Genomic DNA, 20298 nt, shown 5'->3' with positions numbered 1-20298 from the left:
AGGTATTTGATTTTATGCGTCATATCCAAACGATCGGTCGTAAAAAAAGAACATTTTATCTCAAATTATTTTTATATTTATCCAAGTTTACCACTAGCTGCAATGAAAACTCCCAACTTTCCAATACCGGTCAACGAATCAGAGCGTTTAGCTGCTCTAAAACGTTACAATATACTTGACACACTACCTGATCATGCTTTTGATGATGCAACCAAATTAGTATCCTATATCTGTGATGTACCAATAGCTCATATTTCCTTTATAGACGAGAACAGACAGTGGTTTAAATCTGAAATTGGAATCGGCGTTTCTGAGGTGCCTCGCGAAATTTCTTTTTGTCAGTACACTATTTTAGAATCTAAAATGGTTGAAATAAATGATACTTTTTTAAATGAGAGATTTAAAGACGATGCTAATGTTACGGGTGGTTTTAAAGTTCGATTTTATGCCGGTATACCGCTGACAACGCCGGACGGTTATAATATTGGAACGTTATGTGCCATTGATCATGTTACAAAAGAACTGAATGAAGATCAGCGAAATGCACTCAGAATTGTAGCAAAACACGTAATCAGTCAGCTGGAATTGGCAACAAAGAATATTGAGCTTGACAGGCAGAAAAAGATTGCGGAGAAAGCCGTTTTGGCAAAGGACAGTTTTTTGGCTAATATGAGTCATGAAATCAGAACGCCTTTAAATGGTATCATTGGTTTTACCGATCTGCTTGCGCAGACGAAACTCGATACTGTTCAGCGGGACTATATCAACAGCGTGCAGATAGCAGGAGAAAATCTGCTTTTAATTGTCAATGATATTCTGGATTTGTCTAAAATGGAATCCGGTAATCTGACCATAGAAGCCATGCCTTTCAATTTAAAAAGCACTTTAAGACATATTTACAATTTACTTAAAATAAAGGTTTCTAAAGAAGTAGAATTCAATCTTTTTCTGGATGCTGATATGCCGGAAATTGTTATTGGAGACGAAGGACGATTAAATCAGATATTGGTTAATTTAATAGGCAATGCACTTAAGTTTACTCATGAAGGAGAAGTGACGGTCTCGGTAAAAGTGATTGAAGAAACAGAGGATTATTACTCGCTTAAATTTTCCATTAAAGATACAGGTATTGGAATTCCTCCCGAAAAACTGAAAACTATTTTTGAACGTTTTACTCAGGCGGAGGAAAGCACCACAAGAAGATTTGGAGGGACTGGTTTAGGACTTAATATTGTAAAACAATTAATTGAATTACAAGATGCTGAAATTAATGTAAAAAGTCAGGAGAACAGAGGATCGGAATTTTTCTTTGTTATTAATTACAAAAAAGCAGATTATATTCAAGAAACTGATGAGGAAATATCAGGAGAAAGCTTGGGGAAACTAAAAATATTGCTTTGTGAAGACAATGTTTTAAACCAGAAACTGGCCAAAAGTGTCATTCATAATTTTGGTTTTGAATTGGAAATAGCAGAAAACGGAGAAGAAGGCATCGAGCTTTTATCGAAAAATGAATACGATTTGGTATTGATGGATCTTCAAATGCCGGTTAAAGACGGATATCAGACTACTGATTATATTCGAAATGAAATGAATTCGAGTATTCCGATTATTGCCATGACCGCACATTCGCTCGTAGGCGAACAAGAACGTTGTTATAATGTAGGGATGGATGGTTATGTACCGAAACCGTTCAAACAGCCGGTGCTTTTAGAAGCCATAAGAGCAGTAATGACTCCGGAGTATAAAGTAACGCGCAAGAGAAAAGTAAATTTATCTCTTATTGATGAGATGGCATGTGGTGATTTAAACTTCAGACAGGACATGATCAATCTTTTTATCGAAAAAATACCAAATGAAGAAGTTTTGCTTCAGGAAGCATTTAAAAATAATGATTTTCTAAAAGTAAAAAACCTGACCCATAACATGAGATCCAGTTTAGACTTATTTCTGTTGGATGATCTCAGTAATTGTTTAGCTGTAATCGAAGAAGAAGCCAGGACTGGAAAATTTACAAACGACGCAGCAGATAAGGTAAATATTTTTCATTGTGGCATAATTGAAGTAATTAAATATTTAAAAGAACTATGATAAAAGCGAAATATCACGTAGCTTTACAGTAGTTTTTAATTTTAGAATATAGAATTATCAAGTCCCCCAAAGACAAATTTTGAACCTATGAGAATAGTTTTAGCTGAAGATAATGATATCCTACGCAAATCATTATCATTTTTCTTAGAGTCGAAAGGATATAACGTTGACCAGTTTTCTGATGGTAAAGACGCACTCGGAGCTATTAAAAGCAATAGCTATGATCTGATCCTTACAGACATAAATATGCCCGGCATAAGCGGAATGGAAATTACGCAGTATGTGAGACAAACTCTTAATTTAGATATTCCGGTAATTATACTTACTTCTTCAGGGGTTGAGCAAACAGAGCTTGATTCTTTTGACATTGGAGCAAACGAGTTTATTGCAAAACCTATAAGCCCTGCCGTACTTTTGGTAAGAATTAATAAATTACTAAATGTACGTGCTTAATGAGATGGGTATACTATCTGGCTGCCCTGTTGTTTGTTTCGATTACTGCTGCGGGACAGGAAATTAATATCGATGAAACTCTGGCAAGTGCAAGGAGCGAAGCAGAGCAGGGTCGTTATGATAAAGCGCTATCACTAATTGATCCTTTGCTTAAAACATATCCTGAAAATGAAGATATAAAAACTTTTGCGGGACGTATTTACAGCTGGAAAAAAGAGTATAAAACAGCCATACAAACATTGTCCCCAATGGCAGACAGGGTTAACCCGAATCCGGATGCTCTGCTTGCCATTACAAATGTGTATTACTGGACAGAAGATTTTGAGAAATGCATATCCTATTGCGATCGTTATCTGGCAGTTGATGCTACGAATGTTGACGTCTTAAAAATAAAAGTTACCTGTCTTGAAAAACTGGACAGAGACAAAGAAGCACTGGAAATTATCGAAAAAGCATCCGTAAACGAAAATAGTACTCAGGCCTTTAAAGCGCTACGTACACTTATTGATCGTAAGACTAAAAATGCCGTTTCGGTTTCTTATTTAAACATTTCGACTTCAAACCCGGGGCAGGCGCCATTGCATTATGGTTATGTTGAGTATACACGCAAATTCAGTAAATCAGCTCTTGTAGGACGTGCTAATATGGGGCATATCGGGAACGATACTCAGGCATTGTTTGAAGCAGATTATTATCAGACTTTTGCCAAAAAAGATTATTTGTATGTAAATGGGGGAGTTTCGACAGGCGAAACGATATTTCCGGTGGCAAAATTTGGTGCAGAATATTATTTCAGACCGCAAAAAAGATTCGACTATGCTTTGGGAGCGAGATACATGCATTTTGAAACCGATGATGTGACATTACTTACCGGACAAATTTCTTATAAAACCGGAGCAAACACAATTGCTTACAGACCTTATTATGATACAGGAAATGCGTTATTCTCTCATGTTTTAAGTTTTCAGCATACTAATGAAGAAAAAGAACGTGTCATAAGATTCGAAGTTCAATACGGAAATGTGCCGTATTTATATTTGTACAGCAATTTTGTACAGCCTTTAAAAGCGTATAGAGCAGGAGTGCAGTATCAGCACCGTTTGGGCAATTCATTTTTTGTACGTCCAATTTTTCTGTATGAATATGAAGAATATCTGCCAAACGAATACAGAAACAGGTTTAACGCTCAGATAATTATCACGAAACGATTTTAAGATGACTGATCTATGGGAATTTTATAAAAGAGGGACATGGGTTGAACCATTTTTAACCTTTTCAATAGGCCTTTTTGTATTGGCCTCGTTATTCTTTTACCTTTTAATTATTCAAAGCCGTAATAGAAAAATTAAAGAAGAAAGACGTAGAGAAAGATATGATGCATTTATTGATAAACTGTTGTTTTCTGTCGTTTTTGAAGATGTTTCTTTTTCTGACGTCTTGAAGAATAATGATTATACGTTAATGGCCGAAAATAAGTTTTTCAGAGAAGTTATTACAGAATCTCTTATCAATCTTCATAAAAACTACCAGGGTGTTTATGCACAAAAGCTAGAACAGTTTTATCAAGATTCAGGACTTATAAATGATTCTTTGAAAAAACTGAAAAGTTTAAAATGGGATGTCAGAGGTAAGGGAATCACAGAACTGGCAGAAATGAATGTTTATGACGCTTTTGATACCCTAATAACATTCTCAAATGCCCGTAATAAAGTACTGCAGATTACAGCTATAAACGCCTGTATTAAACTGGCAGGAACAAAAGGTATTGTACACCTTACAGAACATACCAATCCTATTGACGACTGGACTCAGGTGAATATTATTCATGCCTTCAAAAAACATGATATCGGAGATACAAAAGGTATCGAACTTTTATTGGAATCGCAAAATACTACAGTGGTTACACTTGGTTTAAAACTTATTAAAGAACTTAAACTGACACAAAAGCTAATTTTTGTAGAACAATTAGCAGAAAGAACTTCAAATACATCAGTGAAATATGGAGCTCAGCATGTAGTGTTGGCATTAACCGTTTAAAAATCGCAGCTAATGACTTTTTTTAATCAAGAAATAGCATTTTTTGTCCATACTTATTTAATTCTGATATTGGCTTATGCGATATTGATTATGTCGTCTTATCTTATATTGGCCTATCTCTCCGCAAAGGAATTAAGAGATTATTTAAAAAGAAACAGTTTTATAGATTATGATGTACTCTTAACGAGTGGATTGGCTCCTAAACTTTCTTTAATTGCTCCTGCATACAATGAAGGTTTTACTATTGAAGAAAATGTAAAATCACTGCTTTCCTTAAATTATAATCAGTATGAGGTAATTGTGGTGAATGACGGAAGTAAAGACAATTCGATGGAGTTGTTAATTCATACTTACGATCTTGTTCTTACAGAGCTTTCTTTTCATCAACAGATTGAAACAAAGAAAATCAGAGGACTTTATACTTCCAGAAATGCAGCTTTTAAAAAGCTGATTGTTGTGGATAAAGAAAATGGAGGGAAAGCCGATGCCCTTAATGCCGGACTGAATATTGCACAAAATCCATATGTAGTTTGTATTGATGTGGATTGTATTCTCGATAAAGATTCGCTTCTTAAACTGGCAAAACCATTTTTAGAATCCAATGAACAGCGTATTATTGCAACGGGCGGCGTCGTTCGGATTGCAAATCAGTGTATTATTAAAAACGGACGTTTGATTGAAGTGAATGTTCCGGATGTAATGTTGTCCAGAATACAGGTTTTAGAGTATTTAAGAGCTTTTCTCTTAGGAAGAATGGCTTGGGGAAGATTAGACGGTTTGCTGCTTATCAGCGGGGCTTTTGGTGCTTTTGATAAAGAAATTGCTTTACTGTCCGGAGGTTACAGTACCAAAACTGTAGGAGAAGACATGGAACTGGTCGTAAGAATGCGCCGTTATATGCTCGAAAACAAACTCCCGTATTCAGTGCGTTACATTCCTGACCCGCTTTGCTGGACAGAAGCTCCGGAAGATTTTAAAATATTTAAGAAACAACGCAGCCGCTGGATGCGAGGAACAATTGAAACCTTAAGTTTTCATAAAAAAATGTTCTTAAATCCTAAATATAAATTGCTGGGAATGCTAAGTATTCCATACTGGACTTTGTTTGAATTTTTAGCTCCCGGTATTGAATTTACAGGTCTTGTTATTACTATTATATTTTTTGCATTTGGACTGCTCAATTGGCATTTTTTCCTTTTACTGTTATTGTTTGTGTATGCTTTTGCCATTTTCTTTTCGGTTATTGCTTTGTACAGCGAAGAAAGAACGTATCATAAATACCCAAAACAAACTGATTTTTTTAAACTTTTGATGGCTGCTTTTATCGAACCTTTTTATTTTCATCCTTTAGCGGTTTACGCTGCTTTGATTGGTTATAAAGAAAAAATTTTAGGTACAAAAGGCTGGGGAGAAATGACCCGAAAAGGTTTCACAAAAAAAGAATAAAAAATAGAATATATTCCGCTATGAATAAAAAAGAAGAAGCTATAAGCCCTGTAAGGGCGTAAAGCCTAATCTCAATTCATAAAATACTACAAAAAGGCAAAATTTGGATCGCCTAAATTTATGACTATTAAATTTGTTTTCGTAATGAATTTCAGGGTCTTAAAAAAAAAATCCCCCAGTTTCAAAAGGGACTGAAACTGGGGGATAATAAAAAAATAAAACACAATCTTTAGAACGTATACCTCACTCCAAATTGTCCTTGGAATCTTGAGGCTAACTGATCTACAGTATAAGGTGATGTCGAAGGTTTCTGGAAGGTATAAGTTGGATCGCCAGTAGCAACTCCACCTAAGTTTCCTGATTTTGTTAACCCAAGATTTGCTGTTGAATTGTAGGTGTTCGGAACAAAATAACTTCTTCCCCAATCTTTGTTAATCAGGTTTCCAACATTTGCTATGCTGAATGAAAGCTGTAAAGTACCTGCTTTAGCAATTTTGATTTCATCCATTAGTTTCAAGTCAGCTTGTATGTTCCATGGGGTAGTAGCACCGTTTCTTTCCGTGAAGTTTCCTCTTCTGCTTTTCAAATAATCATTTCCATTAATAAAAGCTTCGTAATCTGCTACTTGCTGTGCTGCTGTAGCTGATGGAACTCCTGCTGCATTTACACCAATGTATTTCGCGGCTTCTGCCGCATCTTTGAAGATATAAGCCAATCCTGCTGCCTGACCCGTTCCTGCAATAGTGGAGTTTACAAATCCCCATGAAAACGGATTTCCGGATTGAGCATTGAAATATACATTTGCGGAGAACGTATTGTTATCGGCCACTTTTACGGCATATCCAACGTTAGAAACAATTCTGTGCTTGATGTTGAAGTTGGATGTTGCTAACTGAGGATTATTTGGTGTTAACGACTGATTCATCTGGAAATTACTTTCCATCGAGTTACGGATTCCGTTAGTAATATCTTTAGAATTTCCGTAGGTATAAGCCACCATAAAGTTAAGACCAAAATCATACGTTTTTGAGATCATCTCCGTAATACTGTAGCGGTATCCTTTGTTCGTGTTTGATAATAAATACGCATTTGAAAAAGCAGGATTTATATTGGCTGCATAAATGGGCATCTGGTGATTGGTATCATAAGAAAAATAAGTTGGGTTATCAGTCTTATTTACCTGTTGAAATTCAAGATCACGGATTACTTTGGTATAAATACCTTCGGTGGTAAATTTATAGCCGTTGATGATTTTATCGATTGCAAGCGAGTTTCTCAATACTGCAGGCATTTTAAATTTGTTATCAACCAGATCGGCCTGTACTTTTGGCGTTGCATCGTGATATCCGTTTAAACCGTTTGCAGCCAAAGGATCTCCAGCCGTAGCAACTTGTGCCGGGGTAAGGTTATTTTTGTCATAACTTCCGTAACCTACACCATCATTGTAATAAGCATATCCCAGCCATGCAAATGGAATTCTTCCTGTAAATACTCCGGATCCGCCGCGAATAACAAGTGTTTTGTCTTCGTCTACATTGTAAGTAAATCCAATTCTTGGAGAAACTAATGCTGTACTGAAAAAGTTGTTTTTAATCTGATTTAACGGAGTATAGGAGTAAGTGTTACCGTAATTTGGATCCGCCGGAGAGTTTTGTACCTGCGGGCTTAATTTTGGTTTATTAGGCAAGTCTGTATAATCAATTCTCACACCGGGAGTAACTTTAAGTTTGTTGCCAATTCTAATTTCATCCTGTACATAAACACTGTAAAGATTTACTTTGAACTGTGCGTAAGGATTGTTGAAGATTTGGTCTCTTGAAGAACCGTCGAAAGGATAGGTTCCTCGAACACGCGTAGGAAGTTTGTTGTAGAAATCTGCCAGAGATTTGTAGGATACTCTCCCGTTAAGGGCATTTACGAACCCGTAATTGATGTCGTAGAATTCATTGTGTGTACCAAATAATAAGGTATGATTTCCGGTTTTGTAGGTAAGGTTATCTGTGATTTCGGCAGTATTTTGTTTCATGTTGAATACTGTTGCTTCACGATCATTCCCTAAAAAGATGGTTCCGCCGTTATATCCAATTTCGGTTTGCGGAAACATGATATTACCTGATTTTGGATCGCGATAATCTTTGATCGCCGAGTAACTTGCAATTAACGAGTTAGACCACTGGCTGTTAAAATGACTTTTAAGTTCTAAAACGGTACTGATAGATTGGTTTTTTTGCGTGAAATCCATGCTGGAGAATCTGAAATTTGCCGCATCACGCTCTAAGTTGGAAGCTTGTGAGATCACGGTATTGTTTCGCAACGATAACGAATGTTTGTCGTTAATTTTCCAGTCTAATTTGTTGAAGAATTTTTGGCTTTTTGCAAAGTTGTTGTACCCACCGAAAGTTCCGGTGTCAAATCCGTAGTTTGTTTTTACGAAGTCTGAGATTTGCTGTGCGGTAGTGTTGTCTACCAATGAAGTCAGTTTTCCGTTAGAATCGGTTTGTCCAGCATTGTAAAATATAGGATCAGTTCTTTCGGCATATTCCATATTCGTAAAGAAGAACAATTTATCTTTTACGATCGGTAAACCCAATCGGAATCCAATTTGATAATCACCAAAAGAATTTGGCATTTTAGAACCGTCACCGGCATTGTTGCGGCCTGTAATAGCTGCGTTTCTTCCGTAACTGTAAATCGATCCCGTAACATTGTTGGTACCACTTCTGGTAACAGCATTAACGCTTCCTCCTAAAAAGTTACCTAATTTAATATCGTAAGGAGCAATATAAACCTGAATATCCTGTATAGCGTCAAGACTTATAGAATTAGAACGTGTACTGCTTCCCGGCATTCCTGAAGTTCCTGATTGTCCCCCTAAAGACGGACTAAAACCGATCGCATCATTGTTGATCGAACCGTCAATTGTGACGTTGTTGTATCTGAAATTGGTACCGGCAAAAGAGTTGTTGGAACTTTGAGGAACTAATTTTGTCACATCCTGAATCCCGCGATTGATTAACGGAAGACCATTGACCTGTTTTTCATTAATATTCGTTCCGTTATTTTTAGAAGAGGGTTTAGAACTTGTAATCACAACTTCTTCCAGTACATTGTTGTCTGCTTTGCCAACCACTATCACCGGCAGGTCATTATCGCCAAGTGCTAAGTGTATTTGTGCATTAGAGTAGTCTTTAGTAGCAGAGCTTTTAATTTCTAATTCGTAAGGTCCGCCGGCATTTAAATTTTCGAAACTAAATCTACCTTGTTTGTCAGTTACAGCTTTGTACACTGCATTAGTAGGTAAATGAGTTAAAGTAACATCTGCACCCGTAAGCGGGCTTGTACCATCATTAACTTTTGCAGATAATGAAGAGGTGGTAATCTGAGCAAAAATGTTTCCCATAACAAGGAGCATTACAGCCGAAAAAATGAGTTTTAGTTTTGTCATTGATTTTTGAGTTTTTATTTGACAAAGAAACTCAGTTTGCTCCGATCGGATTTAACGCTTTTGTTAACTTAAAATGATAAAAATAGTTAGTGTTAATTTAAAATTATCAAGCTGTTAGGTTTGTTGAATCTTTTAGGTCTTTAAAATCAATGATTTGTGTAAAATGTTAAAAACAAACGGATTAGAGTTGTGTTTAAAGTAGATTAAAGAAAGATTAGAGTGTTAAGTAAAGGTTACCAACTGCAAAAACAGACTGGATTAAGTGCTGCTACTATAGCAGAGAAACGAATCAGATTATGGAAATATTAAGGTAACAGAAGTACCTTTTCCAACTTCAGAATCTACTCTAACATTAATATGATGCAGTTTGAGTATCTGCATGGTAATGAAGAGACCTAAACCTTGCCCTTGTATGTGGCGGGTATGGTCGCTTCTGAAAAAAAGATCAAAAATAGATTCTTTGTCCTGTTCTGAAATCCCGGAACCCCGATCTGTAATTTGTATTAAAAGTTTATTGTGCTCAGAGAAAGTTAAAACATTTACCGGTTTTGAAGATGAAAACTTGATCGCATTGTCTAAAATATTGTAAAGGGCTATAAAAAGCATGTGTTTATTGGCATGAACCGAAAGTAAATTTTCGCGATCGGCCAAAGCGCTTAGATCTACCGATACTTTAGATTCGGGGTATTCAATTGCTTTTTTCTCCAATACATTCCATAGTATTTCATCAATTCTTATGGTTTCCATTTGCTGAGGTTCAGATAGCTGAAGTCCTGATAGTACCAGAAGACCATCTAAGGTTGATTTTAAATGCAGCGTGTCTTTTTTAAGAGATTTTAAAATTTCTTCATATTGCTCGTTGGTTCTGGGTTGTTGCAGGGATACGTCAATATCACCAATGATGATGGTCAAGGGAGTTTTGAGCTCGTGTGAGGCGTTTTTTAGAAAATTTTTCTGCGTCATCACACCGGTTTCAAGCCTTTCTAAGAGATAATTGAAAGTGGTTACAAGTTCTTTAATTTCATCTTTTTCCTGAGCTTGCTGCACTTCTAATCTCGAATGAAGATTTTCGGTGGTGATGGTATTTACCTTTGCAATGACTTCTTTAAAAGGGCGGAAGGTTTGTTTGGCTAAAAATGTCCCCAAAAGATAGTTTAGAGGAATGCCTGCCAGGTAAAAAAGGATAAACATTAGACCCAAAATCTCAAGCTGTCGGTTTCCGGTGTGATTGATCCCAGAGACTACAATTATAAAATCGCCCTGATTGTCTTTGTAAAATAGACCTACAAACTGCCTGTTTTTTATGGTAAACGATTCAATTTTGTTTTTTACAATAGTATTCAGTTCATGGTCGCTAAGCTCAATATCAATTGAATCTTTTAAGTACAATTTTTTGGTTTTGGCATCGTAAACCCGAATGGATTCATTGTTGATTCGGTGGTACTGAACTTCAATCTCATGGTATCGTTCGTTTGTAAATTCTTTTAATTCATCCTTCTTAAAATAAAATAAAGCAGCAGTCAAGGCATGATCTTCCAGATTGTCATAGTAAAGATCTTTCATATGGCTTCTGAAAAGCAGGAATGATCCGGTCATGAGTAATCCTACGATGAAAGCAAAAAGCAACGTAGAATTTACTGCTAATTTTTTTTTTAGATTCATAACGCTTTAGGTCTGTTTTTAATATATGGGAACATAATTCAAAATAAGTGGGTATTTATTTCCTCTCGCAGATTTAGCAGATTCAGCAGATTTTTACTCTTTACTCTTTACTCTTTGTTCTATTTTCTCACCTCTTTACTCTTTCAACTCTTCTGCTTCAACATATACCCGGTTCCTTTTATTGTATGAATGAGTGGAGTAGGGAAGTTCTTGTCGACCTTATTTCGCAGGTAATTAATGTACACGTCAACAGTATTGGAGGTGCTGTCAAAGTCAATGTTCCAGACCGCCTGTGCAATGGCCACTCTTGATAAGGCCGTTTCGCGATTTTTCATAAAGAAAATCAGGAGTTTGAGTTCTCTTGACGAAAGGTTGAGCTCTTTGCCATCTCTTGTGGCACTTTGTTCTTTCATATTGATTTCGATTCCGGCATAGGACTGAAAATCGAGAATTCCGGTACTGAATTCGGCACGACGAAGCTGTGCATTAATTCGGGCCAAAAGTTCTTCAAACAAAAAGGGTTTGGCGAGATAATCGTCGGCTCCGGATTGTAAACCTTTTACTTTTTCCTGTGGTGTATCGAGTGCACTTAAAATAAGTATGGGCACTATAATTTTTCTGCTTCGTAGAACTTCGCAAACTTCAAAGCCAGTAATGTCCGGAAGCATGATATCAAGAATAATGATATTGTACTCGTTTTCCATGACCTCTTTGATGGCTTCAAAACCTTTGGTAATGGTTTTAACTTCATACAAATGTTCTTCTAATCCTCTTGTGATAAATGATGCCACTCTGGGATCGTCTTCAACTAATAACACTCTGTTCATATTCGAAATATAATTGAGGTGTAATACCTCTTAAGTAATAAAGTAATTGTTATGATGCGTTACCGGATTTATTTTTTTATCGTTTAATTCTAATAAGGTGTTCTCGATCATTTCAGACATTGTATCAAGGGCAAGATCGTTAGGCTGCAAACCAAATGGATTTTCGAGTTCGTCTGCAATGGCTTCCAACGCTACAAAAGTATAGGCAATAAAAACAATGATAAACGGTGTAATCCAGCCCATAGTTTCGACAAAACCAAAAGACAATAAAAAGCAATAAATATAAACCGTTCTGTGTAGTAACACACTGTAGGTGTAGGGGATAGGTGTACCGGCAATTCGCTCGCATCCGCCAACAATATCGGACAGTTTATTTAGATTTTCTTCGAAAGCCAGCTGCGTAACACTGTCTATTTTATTTTCAGTTTTGGCGTCTTTTACCCAAAGTCCCAATTCTCTTAAGAGAAGTATTGGTTTATAGCGAGTTTCTTTTAATTGGTCAGCGAGCTCTTTAGGGAGTAATCGGTTCATATCGGCATCAGAATTGGTTTCCCGAAGCTGATGTTTGAGACTGTATACAAATGCAATAAGCAAATTAGTGAATTTTTCGCGTTGGACATCGTATTCTTTGTCTGGGACAAGAGTGATGCTTTGTCGGGCAAGAGATCGGGTATCGTTGAGTAATGCACCCCAAAGTTTTCGTCCTTCCCAAAAACGATCGTAACTCACACTGTTTCTGAAACCGAGGAAAATGGCCAGTGCAATTCCAAACAATGTAAAAATAGCAGGATTGATGTGCAGATTATATTGAAGGAGCCAGGGTTTAAAATAAACGACGACAAAGGAAAATAGCAGTAATAATAAAAGTCTAGGGAGAAGCTGTGGCAAAACGGAACCTCGCCATTCAAAGAGCATTTTAAACCAGGTATTCTTTTTCTTTATAATCATTGACGCTAATTAGATTTAATACCATAAAAGTAATTAAAAGTGCGGCCTCAAACAAAAAATGATAGAAATATATAAGGATTAAACGAGATCTGGCGTATAGATTGGAGTTTGATCTTTCGCCCTTACAGGGCTTTGATAGATGGTTTATTTATTTTATAGTGCGTTGCACTATACTTTTGCCTTTGGGCTTTCAGCCCATCTTTGAGGTTGACTATTACCCTGAAAGGGTAAAAGCAAACGGGTATTTTGCCTTTATTGATCAAACAGGTTTTAATTCATAAAAAAAAAGCCGATTTCCCCCAAGAAACCGACTTTTTTAATTTTTCCCGAGCGGGAAAAGTAGTTGTTTAATATTTTTTATTTGATAATTAACGTAAAGCAAATCTCAGTTTAAGTCCGTATGAAACTAGTCTGACATTGTGTACGGATGGAGAATCTAATACGCTGTTGTATTGCAGCTGCACAGGAAGTTCCGGATTGTACTGTACAAGACTTTTGTCTCCATTTTTATTGTAGATGTTATTTAGACCATAATCGATGTAAGCACCAAGATAGAATGAAGTTCTGTTTCCAATCTTTTGTTTTACACCTGTTTCAAAAGTAGCAGAGTAGGACACTTTAGTGTCTAAATCCTGTTCGCTGGTCTTTACATCATTAGTACTTGCAAAACCGGCAAACGCAGGGTTAAATAATTCTACATTGTATTGCGGATAGTAACCGCTTGTAGTAAGGTTTTGAAAGGTACTCTGATAACATCCTTTAATCGCAAATCCTACTTTGGCACCCGCAGCAACATACAATTGGGTAGTTCCCGGAGTTTCAAATTGAATTGCGATTGGAACATTTATGTAACTCAGGCTTTGTTCTTCTCTGAAGTTAGTGGCTTTGTATCTAAACTGAAAGGTTTCATTTTCGGCATCTTTAGTAACATATTGGCCACTAAAAGAAGCGTACTTTGCATCAGAATTATAGGATTGGTACTCAGCTCCAATTCCAATGCTTAAGCCTTCGTTTAAATAATAGGAGTATCTGATTCCTGCACTAATTCCGTTTCCGGGTACGATCGTACCACCGCCACTGTACTTTAAAAAAGAACCAGGTCCTGCGACGGAGATCGATATTTCCTGTTTTTTGTCCTGACTATAGCCCTGGAGGCATATCGCTAAAAACGCCGTAACTGTAGCTATAGATTTTATAGAGGTACTGATATATTTTTTCATCTTAAAGTTGTATTAGCCAGTACCCTTTTGAAATGGTACTGGCATGATTTTGATTATTTTACAATTACTTTGAATGACTTTTTGATATTGCCTGACTCAATAACTACAAGAACCATATTGCTTTCAGTACTTGCAGGTAATTGCACCTGTGTTTGAGCAGTAGATGATTTCATTGTTGTAAGTAGTTTACCTGTAACAGAGTAAAGACTTATTTGCATGTTTTCTAAATCACCTTCTGGTAAATCAGCATCTACAGTAAGCATTTTTCCTGTTTCAACCGGATTTGGATACAATTTAACCTCAAGTGATTTCTGTGTCTTAATTTTAGAAGGACATGTTTGCAGCACTTTACCATCTTTAGTAGTCATTTTCACGCTATAGTCGGCTGTTAAATCCAATGTATTGGATTGAGCCTCACCTGCTGAAAAGTATTGATTAGTTCCAATTACTTGTCCGTTTTTAAACCATTGGTACGAAACAAACTCGTAACCTCCATTCGTTTGTGGATTGTTGTTTACGATAAGTACATTATTGAATTTTTGGTGTACAATATCATAGAATCCAAATGGTTTTTCTACAGTTATAGCATAAGTAGCGCTAGCACTTCCGTCTTGAGAAGTAATTGTTACATTTTGCGTATAAATTCCAGGTTTAGGTGTATTGATCGTAAAATTAGCTGCAGGAGTAAAGGTTGCATTGGTTGTATTGGTCAACGCTACATTTACGTTGTTCTCGCCACATGCCATCAGGTAATTAATAGTCTTAGCCGGATTTGGATAAACTTTAGTACCAACGGTAATTTGAGTAACAGTGATGTCATTGTTTTTGATCACCAAAAGCTGTGAAACATCCGGAGCAGGTAAGTAATTCGCATCACCAGCCTGAGCAGCAACAATTGTTATTTCTCCTGATCTTAGCATCGTAACTAAACCGGTTGTTGGAGCAACAGTAGCAGCAGGCAAAGCTGTGGTGTAAGTGTAGGTATAATTTACTGCTAAACCAGAATTGGCAGTAGCCCCCAGATTGAAAGTATTTGATCCTCCAAGTGTTTTGATTCCCAATATTGGAAAAGTAATTAGCTGTGCCGCTTTTTGAATAGTAAGCTGTGCAGTAAGCGTAATTGGAGAACAATTAGGTTCGCTTGCTGAAGGAGTTACTACCGCAGTTACCGTATACGTACCCGCATTTGTAGCTGAATTTCCTGTAGATCCAGGTGCTATTGTATAAGTAACCGTAGCTCCTGCAGGTAAATTAGCAACTTGTATTGCTTGTGGGTTTTTGTTGTAGGTTACTGTAGCATTGCTAAAAGTTACCGCTTGAATAGACGAAGGAAGAACTGTAATAGTCTGATTTTGTGTACTTGTGTTTCCACTAGCATCAGTATACGTCCAGGTTATTGTATAGGTTCCCGGTGTATTATAAGTTAAAGGATTCGTTGTGGTTGCAGTAATATTTCCACTACAATTATCCGTTGCAGTTGGAACCGGAATCTGAGCCGATAAAACAGCACAAGCGCCTGTAATTACCGGAAGAGTGGCCACATTTGGTACTGGTGGTGTTACATCAGGAGTAGTGGTTAAAGTTACTGATAGTGGTGCAGTACAACCATTAGCATCTGTAACTGTCAGGGTATAGGTTCCCGCTGTTAATCCGCTGATGTCTTTAGTTGTTGCTCCATTTGACCACAAGTAAGTGTATGCAGTTGTACCGCCAGTTATAGTAGTAGTAATCGCTCCATTACTTGCTCCATTGCAGGAAATGTTTGTTTGAGTTGCAATAGCAGCAGACAATATAGCCGGTTGGTTGATAACAATGTTGGCAGTTTTGGTACATCCATTTCCGTCAGTAACTACTACTGAATAATTTCCTGATGGCAAACCACTTGCAGTTGCTGAATTTCCTCCGGTTGGAGACCAAGCGTAAGTATAGCTTCCTGTTCCACCTGTTACATTAACAGTAGCCGAACCGTTGCTTCCTCCGTTACAGCTAACATCTGTTCCTGTAATTGTAGTTGCGATTGCAGCTGGCTCTAAGATGTTGTAAACTTGAGTTTTAGTACAACCACTGCCATCTGTAATGGTTAAAGTGTATGTTCCTGCAGCAAGTCCGGTTGCTGTTGCTGCCGTACCTCCTGATGGAGACCATGAATAGGTATAACTACCGCTTCCGCCACTTACGGTTGCTGAGGCCTGTCCGTTTTGTCCTCCGTTACAACTCACATTAGTTTGTGCAGGGACAACTGTTATAGCGGTTGGCTGAAATACAGTAACATTATTTACTGTTTTTGTACAAGAGTTCGCATCTGTAATGACAACATTATAGTTTCCGGCAACAAGACCAGTTATGGTTTGCGTGGTAGCTCCATTAGACCATAAATAGGTATAATTAGCTGTACCTCCGGTTGGAGTAACCGTTGCAGTACCGTCAGCTTGTCCAAAACAAGAAACTACTGTTGTAGTTGCAGTTCCGTTAAGAGCAGCAGGTTGTCCAATAACAATATTATTTACGGTTTTAGAACATCCGTTAGCATCTGTAATGGTAACACTATAAGTTCCCGCTGGAAGTCCGGTTGCTGTTGCAGCTGTACCTCCTGTAGGAGCCCATGAATAGGTGTAACCAGCTGTACCTCCGGTTGCGGTTACTGTTGCAGTACCGTTAGCACCTCCGAAACAAGAAACAGCAGTTGTAGTGGCAGTTCCGTCAAGAGCTGCAGCCGGTTGTCCAACAACAATATTACTTATTGTTTTTGAACAGGCGTTAGCATCTGTAATGGTCACGCTATATGTTCCTGCAGCAAGACCTGTTGCTGTTGCAGCTGTACCACCTGTAGGAGACCATGAATAAGTGTATCCTGGAGTACCTCCGGTTGGAGTTACTGTTGCCGTACCATTGGTCCCTCCGAAACAAGAAACGGCGGTTGTAGTAGCAGTTCCGTCAAGAGCAGCGGCAGGCTGTCCTACTACAATATTATTTATAGTTTTTGAACATGAGTTCGCATCTGTAATGGTAAGACTATAAGTACCTGCTATAAGTCCGTTTATGGATTGAGTTGTTGATCCGTTAGACCATGCATAAGTATATCCTGCAGTTCCTCCGTTAGGAGTTACTGTTGCGGTACCGTTGGCTCCTCCAAAACAAGAAACGGCAGTTGTAGTTATCGTTCCGTCTAGAGCAGCTACAGGTTGTCCAACAACAATATTGCTTATTGTTTTTGCACAGGCGTTAGCGTCTGTAATAGTAACACTATAGGTTCCTGCGATAAGTCCGGTAATAGAAGCTGTTGTAGCTCCTGTAGACCATAAATAAGTATATCCGGCAGTACCTCCTGATGCTGTTATGGTAGCCGTACCGTTAGCTCCTCCAAAACAAGAAACAGCTGTTGTACTTGGGGTTCCGTCAAGAGCAGTAGCTGGCTGACCTACGACAATACCCGTTATCGTTTTAGTACATCCGGTAGCATCTGTAATGGTAACACTATAGTTTCCTGCGGTAAGTCCGCTTGCAGTGGCTGCCGTACCTCCTGTTGGAGACCATGAATAGGTATAGGCAGGAGTACCTCCGGTTGCTGTAACGGTTGCTGTACCGTTACTACCTCCAAAACAAGAAGCAGCGGTTGTGGTGGTAGTTCCGTCAAGAGCGTTTGATGGTTGTCCCACAACAATACCTGTTACTATTTTTGTACAGGCATTAGCATCTGTAATCGTAACACTATAAGTTCCGGCAGCAAGTCCTGTAGCCGTTGCTGCTGTACCTCCTGAAGGTGACCAAGAGTAAGTATAAGATGGAGTACCTCCTGATGGTGTAACTGTTGCGGTACCATTGGTTCCTCCGAAACAAGAAACGGCTGTGGTAGTAGCAGTTCCGTCAAGAGCTGCAGCAGGCTGTCCCACAACAATACCTGTTACTATTTTTGTACAGGCATTAGCATCTGTAATCGTAACACTATAAGTTCCTGCTGTAAGTCCTGTTATAGTTTGTGTTGTAGCTCCGTTAGACCATGAATAGGTATATCCCGGAACACCTCCTGATGGTGTAACTGTTGCTGTACCGTTAGCTCCTCCAAAACAAGAAACGGCTGTTGTAGATATAGCTCCATTAATAGCCGTAGCAGTTCCTATTGTAATATTATTGATTGTACGCATACAAGAATTAGCATCAGTAATAGTAACACTATAAGTTCCTGCTGTAAGTCCTGATGCAGTTGCTGCAGTACCTCCCGATGGAGACCAAGAGTAAGTATAACCCGGAGTTCCTCCAAAAGCACTTACGGTTGCAGAACCGGTAGCTGCTCCAGAGCAAGAAACTGAAGTTGTACTTATAGATCCATTAAGTGATGCGGCCGGTTGTGCGACAACAATACCGGTAATGGTTTTAGAACATGCGTTATTATCAGTAATCGTTACACTGTAAGTTCCAGCCTGAAGCCCTGAAGCAGTTGCTGCAGTTCCTCCTGATGGGGACCATGAATATGTATAACCTGGAGTTCCTCCTGATGCAACAACAGTAGCTGTACCATTTGATCCTCCAAAACAAGAAACTGCTGTGGTGGAAGTCGTTCCATCAAGAACAGCTGCTGGTTGTCCGACAACAATACCCGTTATCGTTTTTGCACATGCGTTAGCGTCTGTAATAGTAACACTATAAGTTCCGGCAGTAAGTCCCGTAGCTGTTGCGGCTGTACCTCCTGATGGAGACCATGAATAGGTGTATGCAGGTGTACCTCCACTTGGAGTTACTGTTGCGGTACCGTTACTACCTCCAAAACAAGAAGCGGCTGTGGTGGTGGCGGTTCCGTCAAGAGCTGCAGCAGGCTGACCTATAACAATGTTGTTTATGGTTCTAGGGCATCCGTTGGCATCTGTAATGGTGACACTGTATGTTCCGGCTATACGGCCTGTTATAGTTTGCGTTGTAGCTCCGGTAGACCATAAGTAGGTGTATCCCGGTGTACCACCAGTCGGAGTTATTGTTGCCGTACCGTTGGATCCGCCAAAACAAGAAACAGCCGTTGTCGTAGGCAGTCCATTTAGTGCTGTTGGTTGCGTTATAGAGAAGTTTCTGGTAATTTGTGTCAATTCAGCATCGGTAATAGTTACGGTGTATGCATTTGCAGACAGTCCGGTTGCCGATGATCCGGTACCTCCTGAAGGAGACCATGAGTAAGTATAGGGAGTAACTCCTCCAATTACAGTAACACTGGCAGCTCCGGTAGTTCCTCCGTTACAAGCGACATCTGTTTTTGAGGTAGAAGAAGTGCTTAAAGCAGCCGATGTAACAAATGTTGATTCGGCACCATAAGCTGTCCCGGCAGTATTTTTTGCATAAGCTCTGTAATGAATAGTAGAACCGGGAGTAAGGCCTGTTACGGTATTACTAAAAATTCCAGTTCCAGTTCCGATTTGAAATTTATTGTTTGCGATAGTTGGGCTTGCTGTTGTTGCCCAAACGATTCCTCTTTCTACGTTGACATCTCCGCCATCTGCAGTTACATTACCTCCAATAATTGCTTTGGTTGAACCCACATTTGTAGCGGTTGTAGTAGTTACGGTTGCTAAACTTACGCCATCAACCCAAACAAAATTATCAACTGCGAAATAATCGTAATTGGCGCTTAGCTGAATTTCAAGCTGGTCAATGTTGATATTGGTAAAATTAGAAACTCCGTCTGTTGCGAAGTTGACAGGGATAAAACCATTTCCAGGTAAGGCAGTACCAATATTTGCTCCTGTAGTGTTTTTTACAATAGAGAATTGTGTTACACCGCCAAGTTTTCCGGTTAAAGTAACCGAACCCGGAGCACCATTAGAGGTACTATTAGGAGTCTGACCGGAAGTACCGGTAAGGTAAATCCATAAACTGTTCATTTTAAAGCTTCCTGAGGCAGCGGTAATGAATCCGGTTTGCCCTAAACTTTGTGATGCGTTACCATCTGCGACCTGTATGTAGTTGTTAGAACCGTTATAACCATAACCAGGTGAAGTAACCACCTGAAAAGAAACATAAGTATTGGTCAGGTTAAAAGTTTTACCATTGCTGGTAAAGCTAGGTTGGTTAATTGTCTGAGCTTCGAAGGTCTCTACTGTTTGTGCAGTCAATTGCTGCAGCGTAAAAAACAGTAGAATGAGTAATAAGTAGAGTTTTTTCATAATTAACTGATATTAGATTTATC

Annotated in this window: 11 protein-coding genes; 5 read left to right on the top strand and 6 right to left on the bottom strand. The window is 38.4% G+C overall.

The features are described 5' to 3' along the window. Positions 1 to 102: 102 nt before the first annotated feature. From M4I44_RS17060 to M4I44_RS17040, 5 genes are all read left to right on the top strand, one after another. Entirely contained in the window at positions 103 to 2091 is a 1989-nt protein-coding gene (locus M4I44_RS17060) for a GAF domain-containing hybrid sensor histidine kinase/response regulator (RefSeq protein WP_249965500.1), read from the top strand. Positions 2092 to 2178: 87 nt separating this feature from the next. Continuing rightward, a complete protein-coding gene (locus tag M4I44_RS17055) occupies positions 2179 to 2544 on the top strand; it encodes a response regulator transcription factor (protein WP_017495704.1) in 366 nt (121 codons plus the stop codon). Further along, on the top strand, positions 2544 to 3758 hold the full coding sequence (locus M4I44_RS17050; protein ID WP_249965499.1) for a YaiO family outer membrane beta-barrel protein: 1215 nt from the start codon (positions 2544 to 2546) through the stop codon (positions 3756 to 3758). The genes M4I44_RS17055 and M4I44_RS17050 overlap by 1 nt, the downstream gene beginning before the upstream one ends. Before the next feature lies 1 nt (position 3759). Beyond that, positions 3760 to 4581: a hypothetical protein gene (locus tag M4I44_RS17045; RefSeq protein ID WP_249965498.1), complete on the top strand. Its 822-nt coding sequence runs from the start codon at positions 3760 to 3762 to the stop codon at positions 4579 to 4581. A gap of 12 nt (positions 4582 to 4593) precedes the next feature. Further along, positions 4594 to 6027, top strand: a complete 1434-nt coding sequence (locus M4I44_RS17040; protein WP_249965497.1) for a glycosyltransferase family 2 protein — start codon at positions 4594 to 4596, stop codon at positions 6025 to 6027. A 229-nt stretch (positions 6028 to 6256) separates the two neighbouring features. On the opposite strand, the gene M4I44_RS17035 is transcribed toward M4I44_RS17040, so the two are convergent. From M4I44_RS17035 to M4I44_RS17010, 6 genes are all read right to left on the bottom strand, one after another. After that, positions 6257 to 9472 (bottom strand): TonB-dependent receptor, encoded by a 3216-nt coding sequence (locus tag M4I44_RS17035; protein WP_249965496.1) that lies wholly within the window; start codon positions 9470 to 9472, stop codon positions 6257 to 6259. A gap of 294 nt (positions 9473 to 9766) precedes the next feature. Then, entirely contained in the window at positions 9767 to 11134 is a 1368-nt protein-coding gene (locus M4I44_RS17030; RefSeq protein ID WP_249965495.1) for an ATP-binding protein, read from the bottom strand. 143 nt (positions 11135 to 11277) lie between these two features. Then, the gene (locus M4I44_RS17025) at positions 11278 to 11961 is read right to left on the bottom strand and encodes a response regulator transcription factor (RefSeq protein ID WP_017495710.1); all 684 of its coding nucleotides are present in this window, start codon (positions 11959 to 11961) and stop codon (positions 11278 to 11280) included. A 30-nt stretch (positions 11962 to 11991) separates the two neighbouring features. Beyond that, entirely contained in the window at positions 11992 to 12909 is a 918-nt protein-coding gene (locus M4I44_RS17020) for a bestrophin family protein (RefSeq protein WP_249965494.1), read from the bottom strand. A gap of 368 nt (positions 12910 to 13277) precedes the next feature. After that, positions 13278 to 14129 (bottom strand): outer membrane beta-barrel protein, encoded by an 852-nt coding sequence (locus tag M4I44_RS17015; protein ID WP_017495713.1) that lies wholly within the window; start codon positions 14127 to 14129, stop codon positions 13278 to 13280. A 53-nt stretch (positions 14130 to 14182) separates the two neighbouring features. Continuing rightward, positions 14183 to 20275 carry a T9SS type A sorting domain-containing protein gene (locus M4I44_RS17010; protein WP_249965493.1) on the bottom strand — a complete coding sequence of 2031 codons (6093 nt, stop codon included), beginning with the start codon at positions 20273 to 20275 and terminating at the stop codon, positions 14183 to 14185. Positions 20276 to 20298: the final 23 nt, after the last annotated feature.

It is taken from the genome of Flavobacterium sp. B183, assembly GCF_023539155.1.
In the GTDB taxonomy this organism is placed as follows: Bacteria; Bacteroidota; Bacteroidia; order Flavobacteriales; family Flavobacteriaceae; genus Flavobacterium; species Flavobacterium tructae.
The sequence above is the reverse complement of the archived record's forward strand: the minus strand, read 5'-3'. Positions and strand labels throughout refer to the sequence as shown.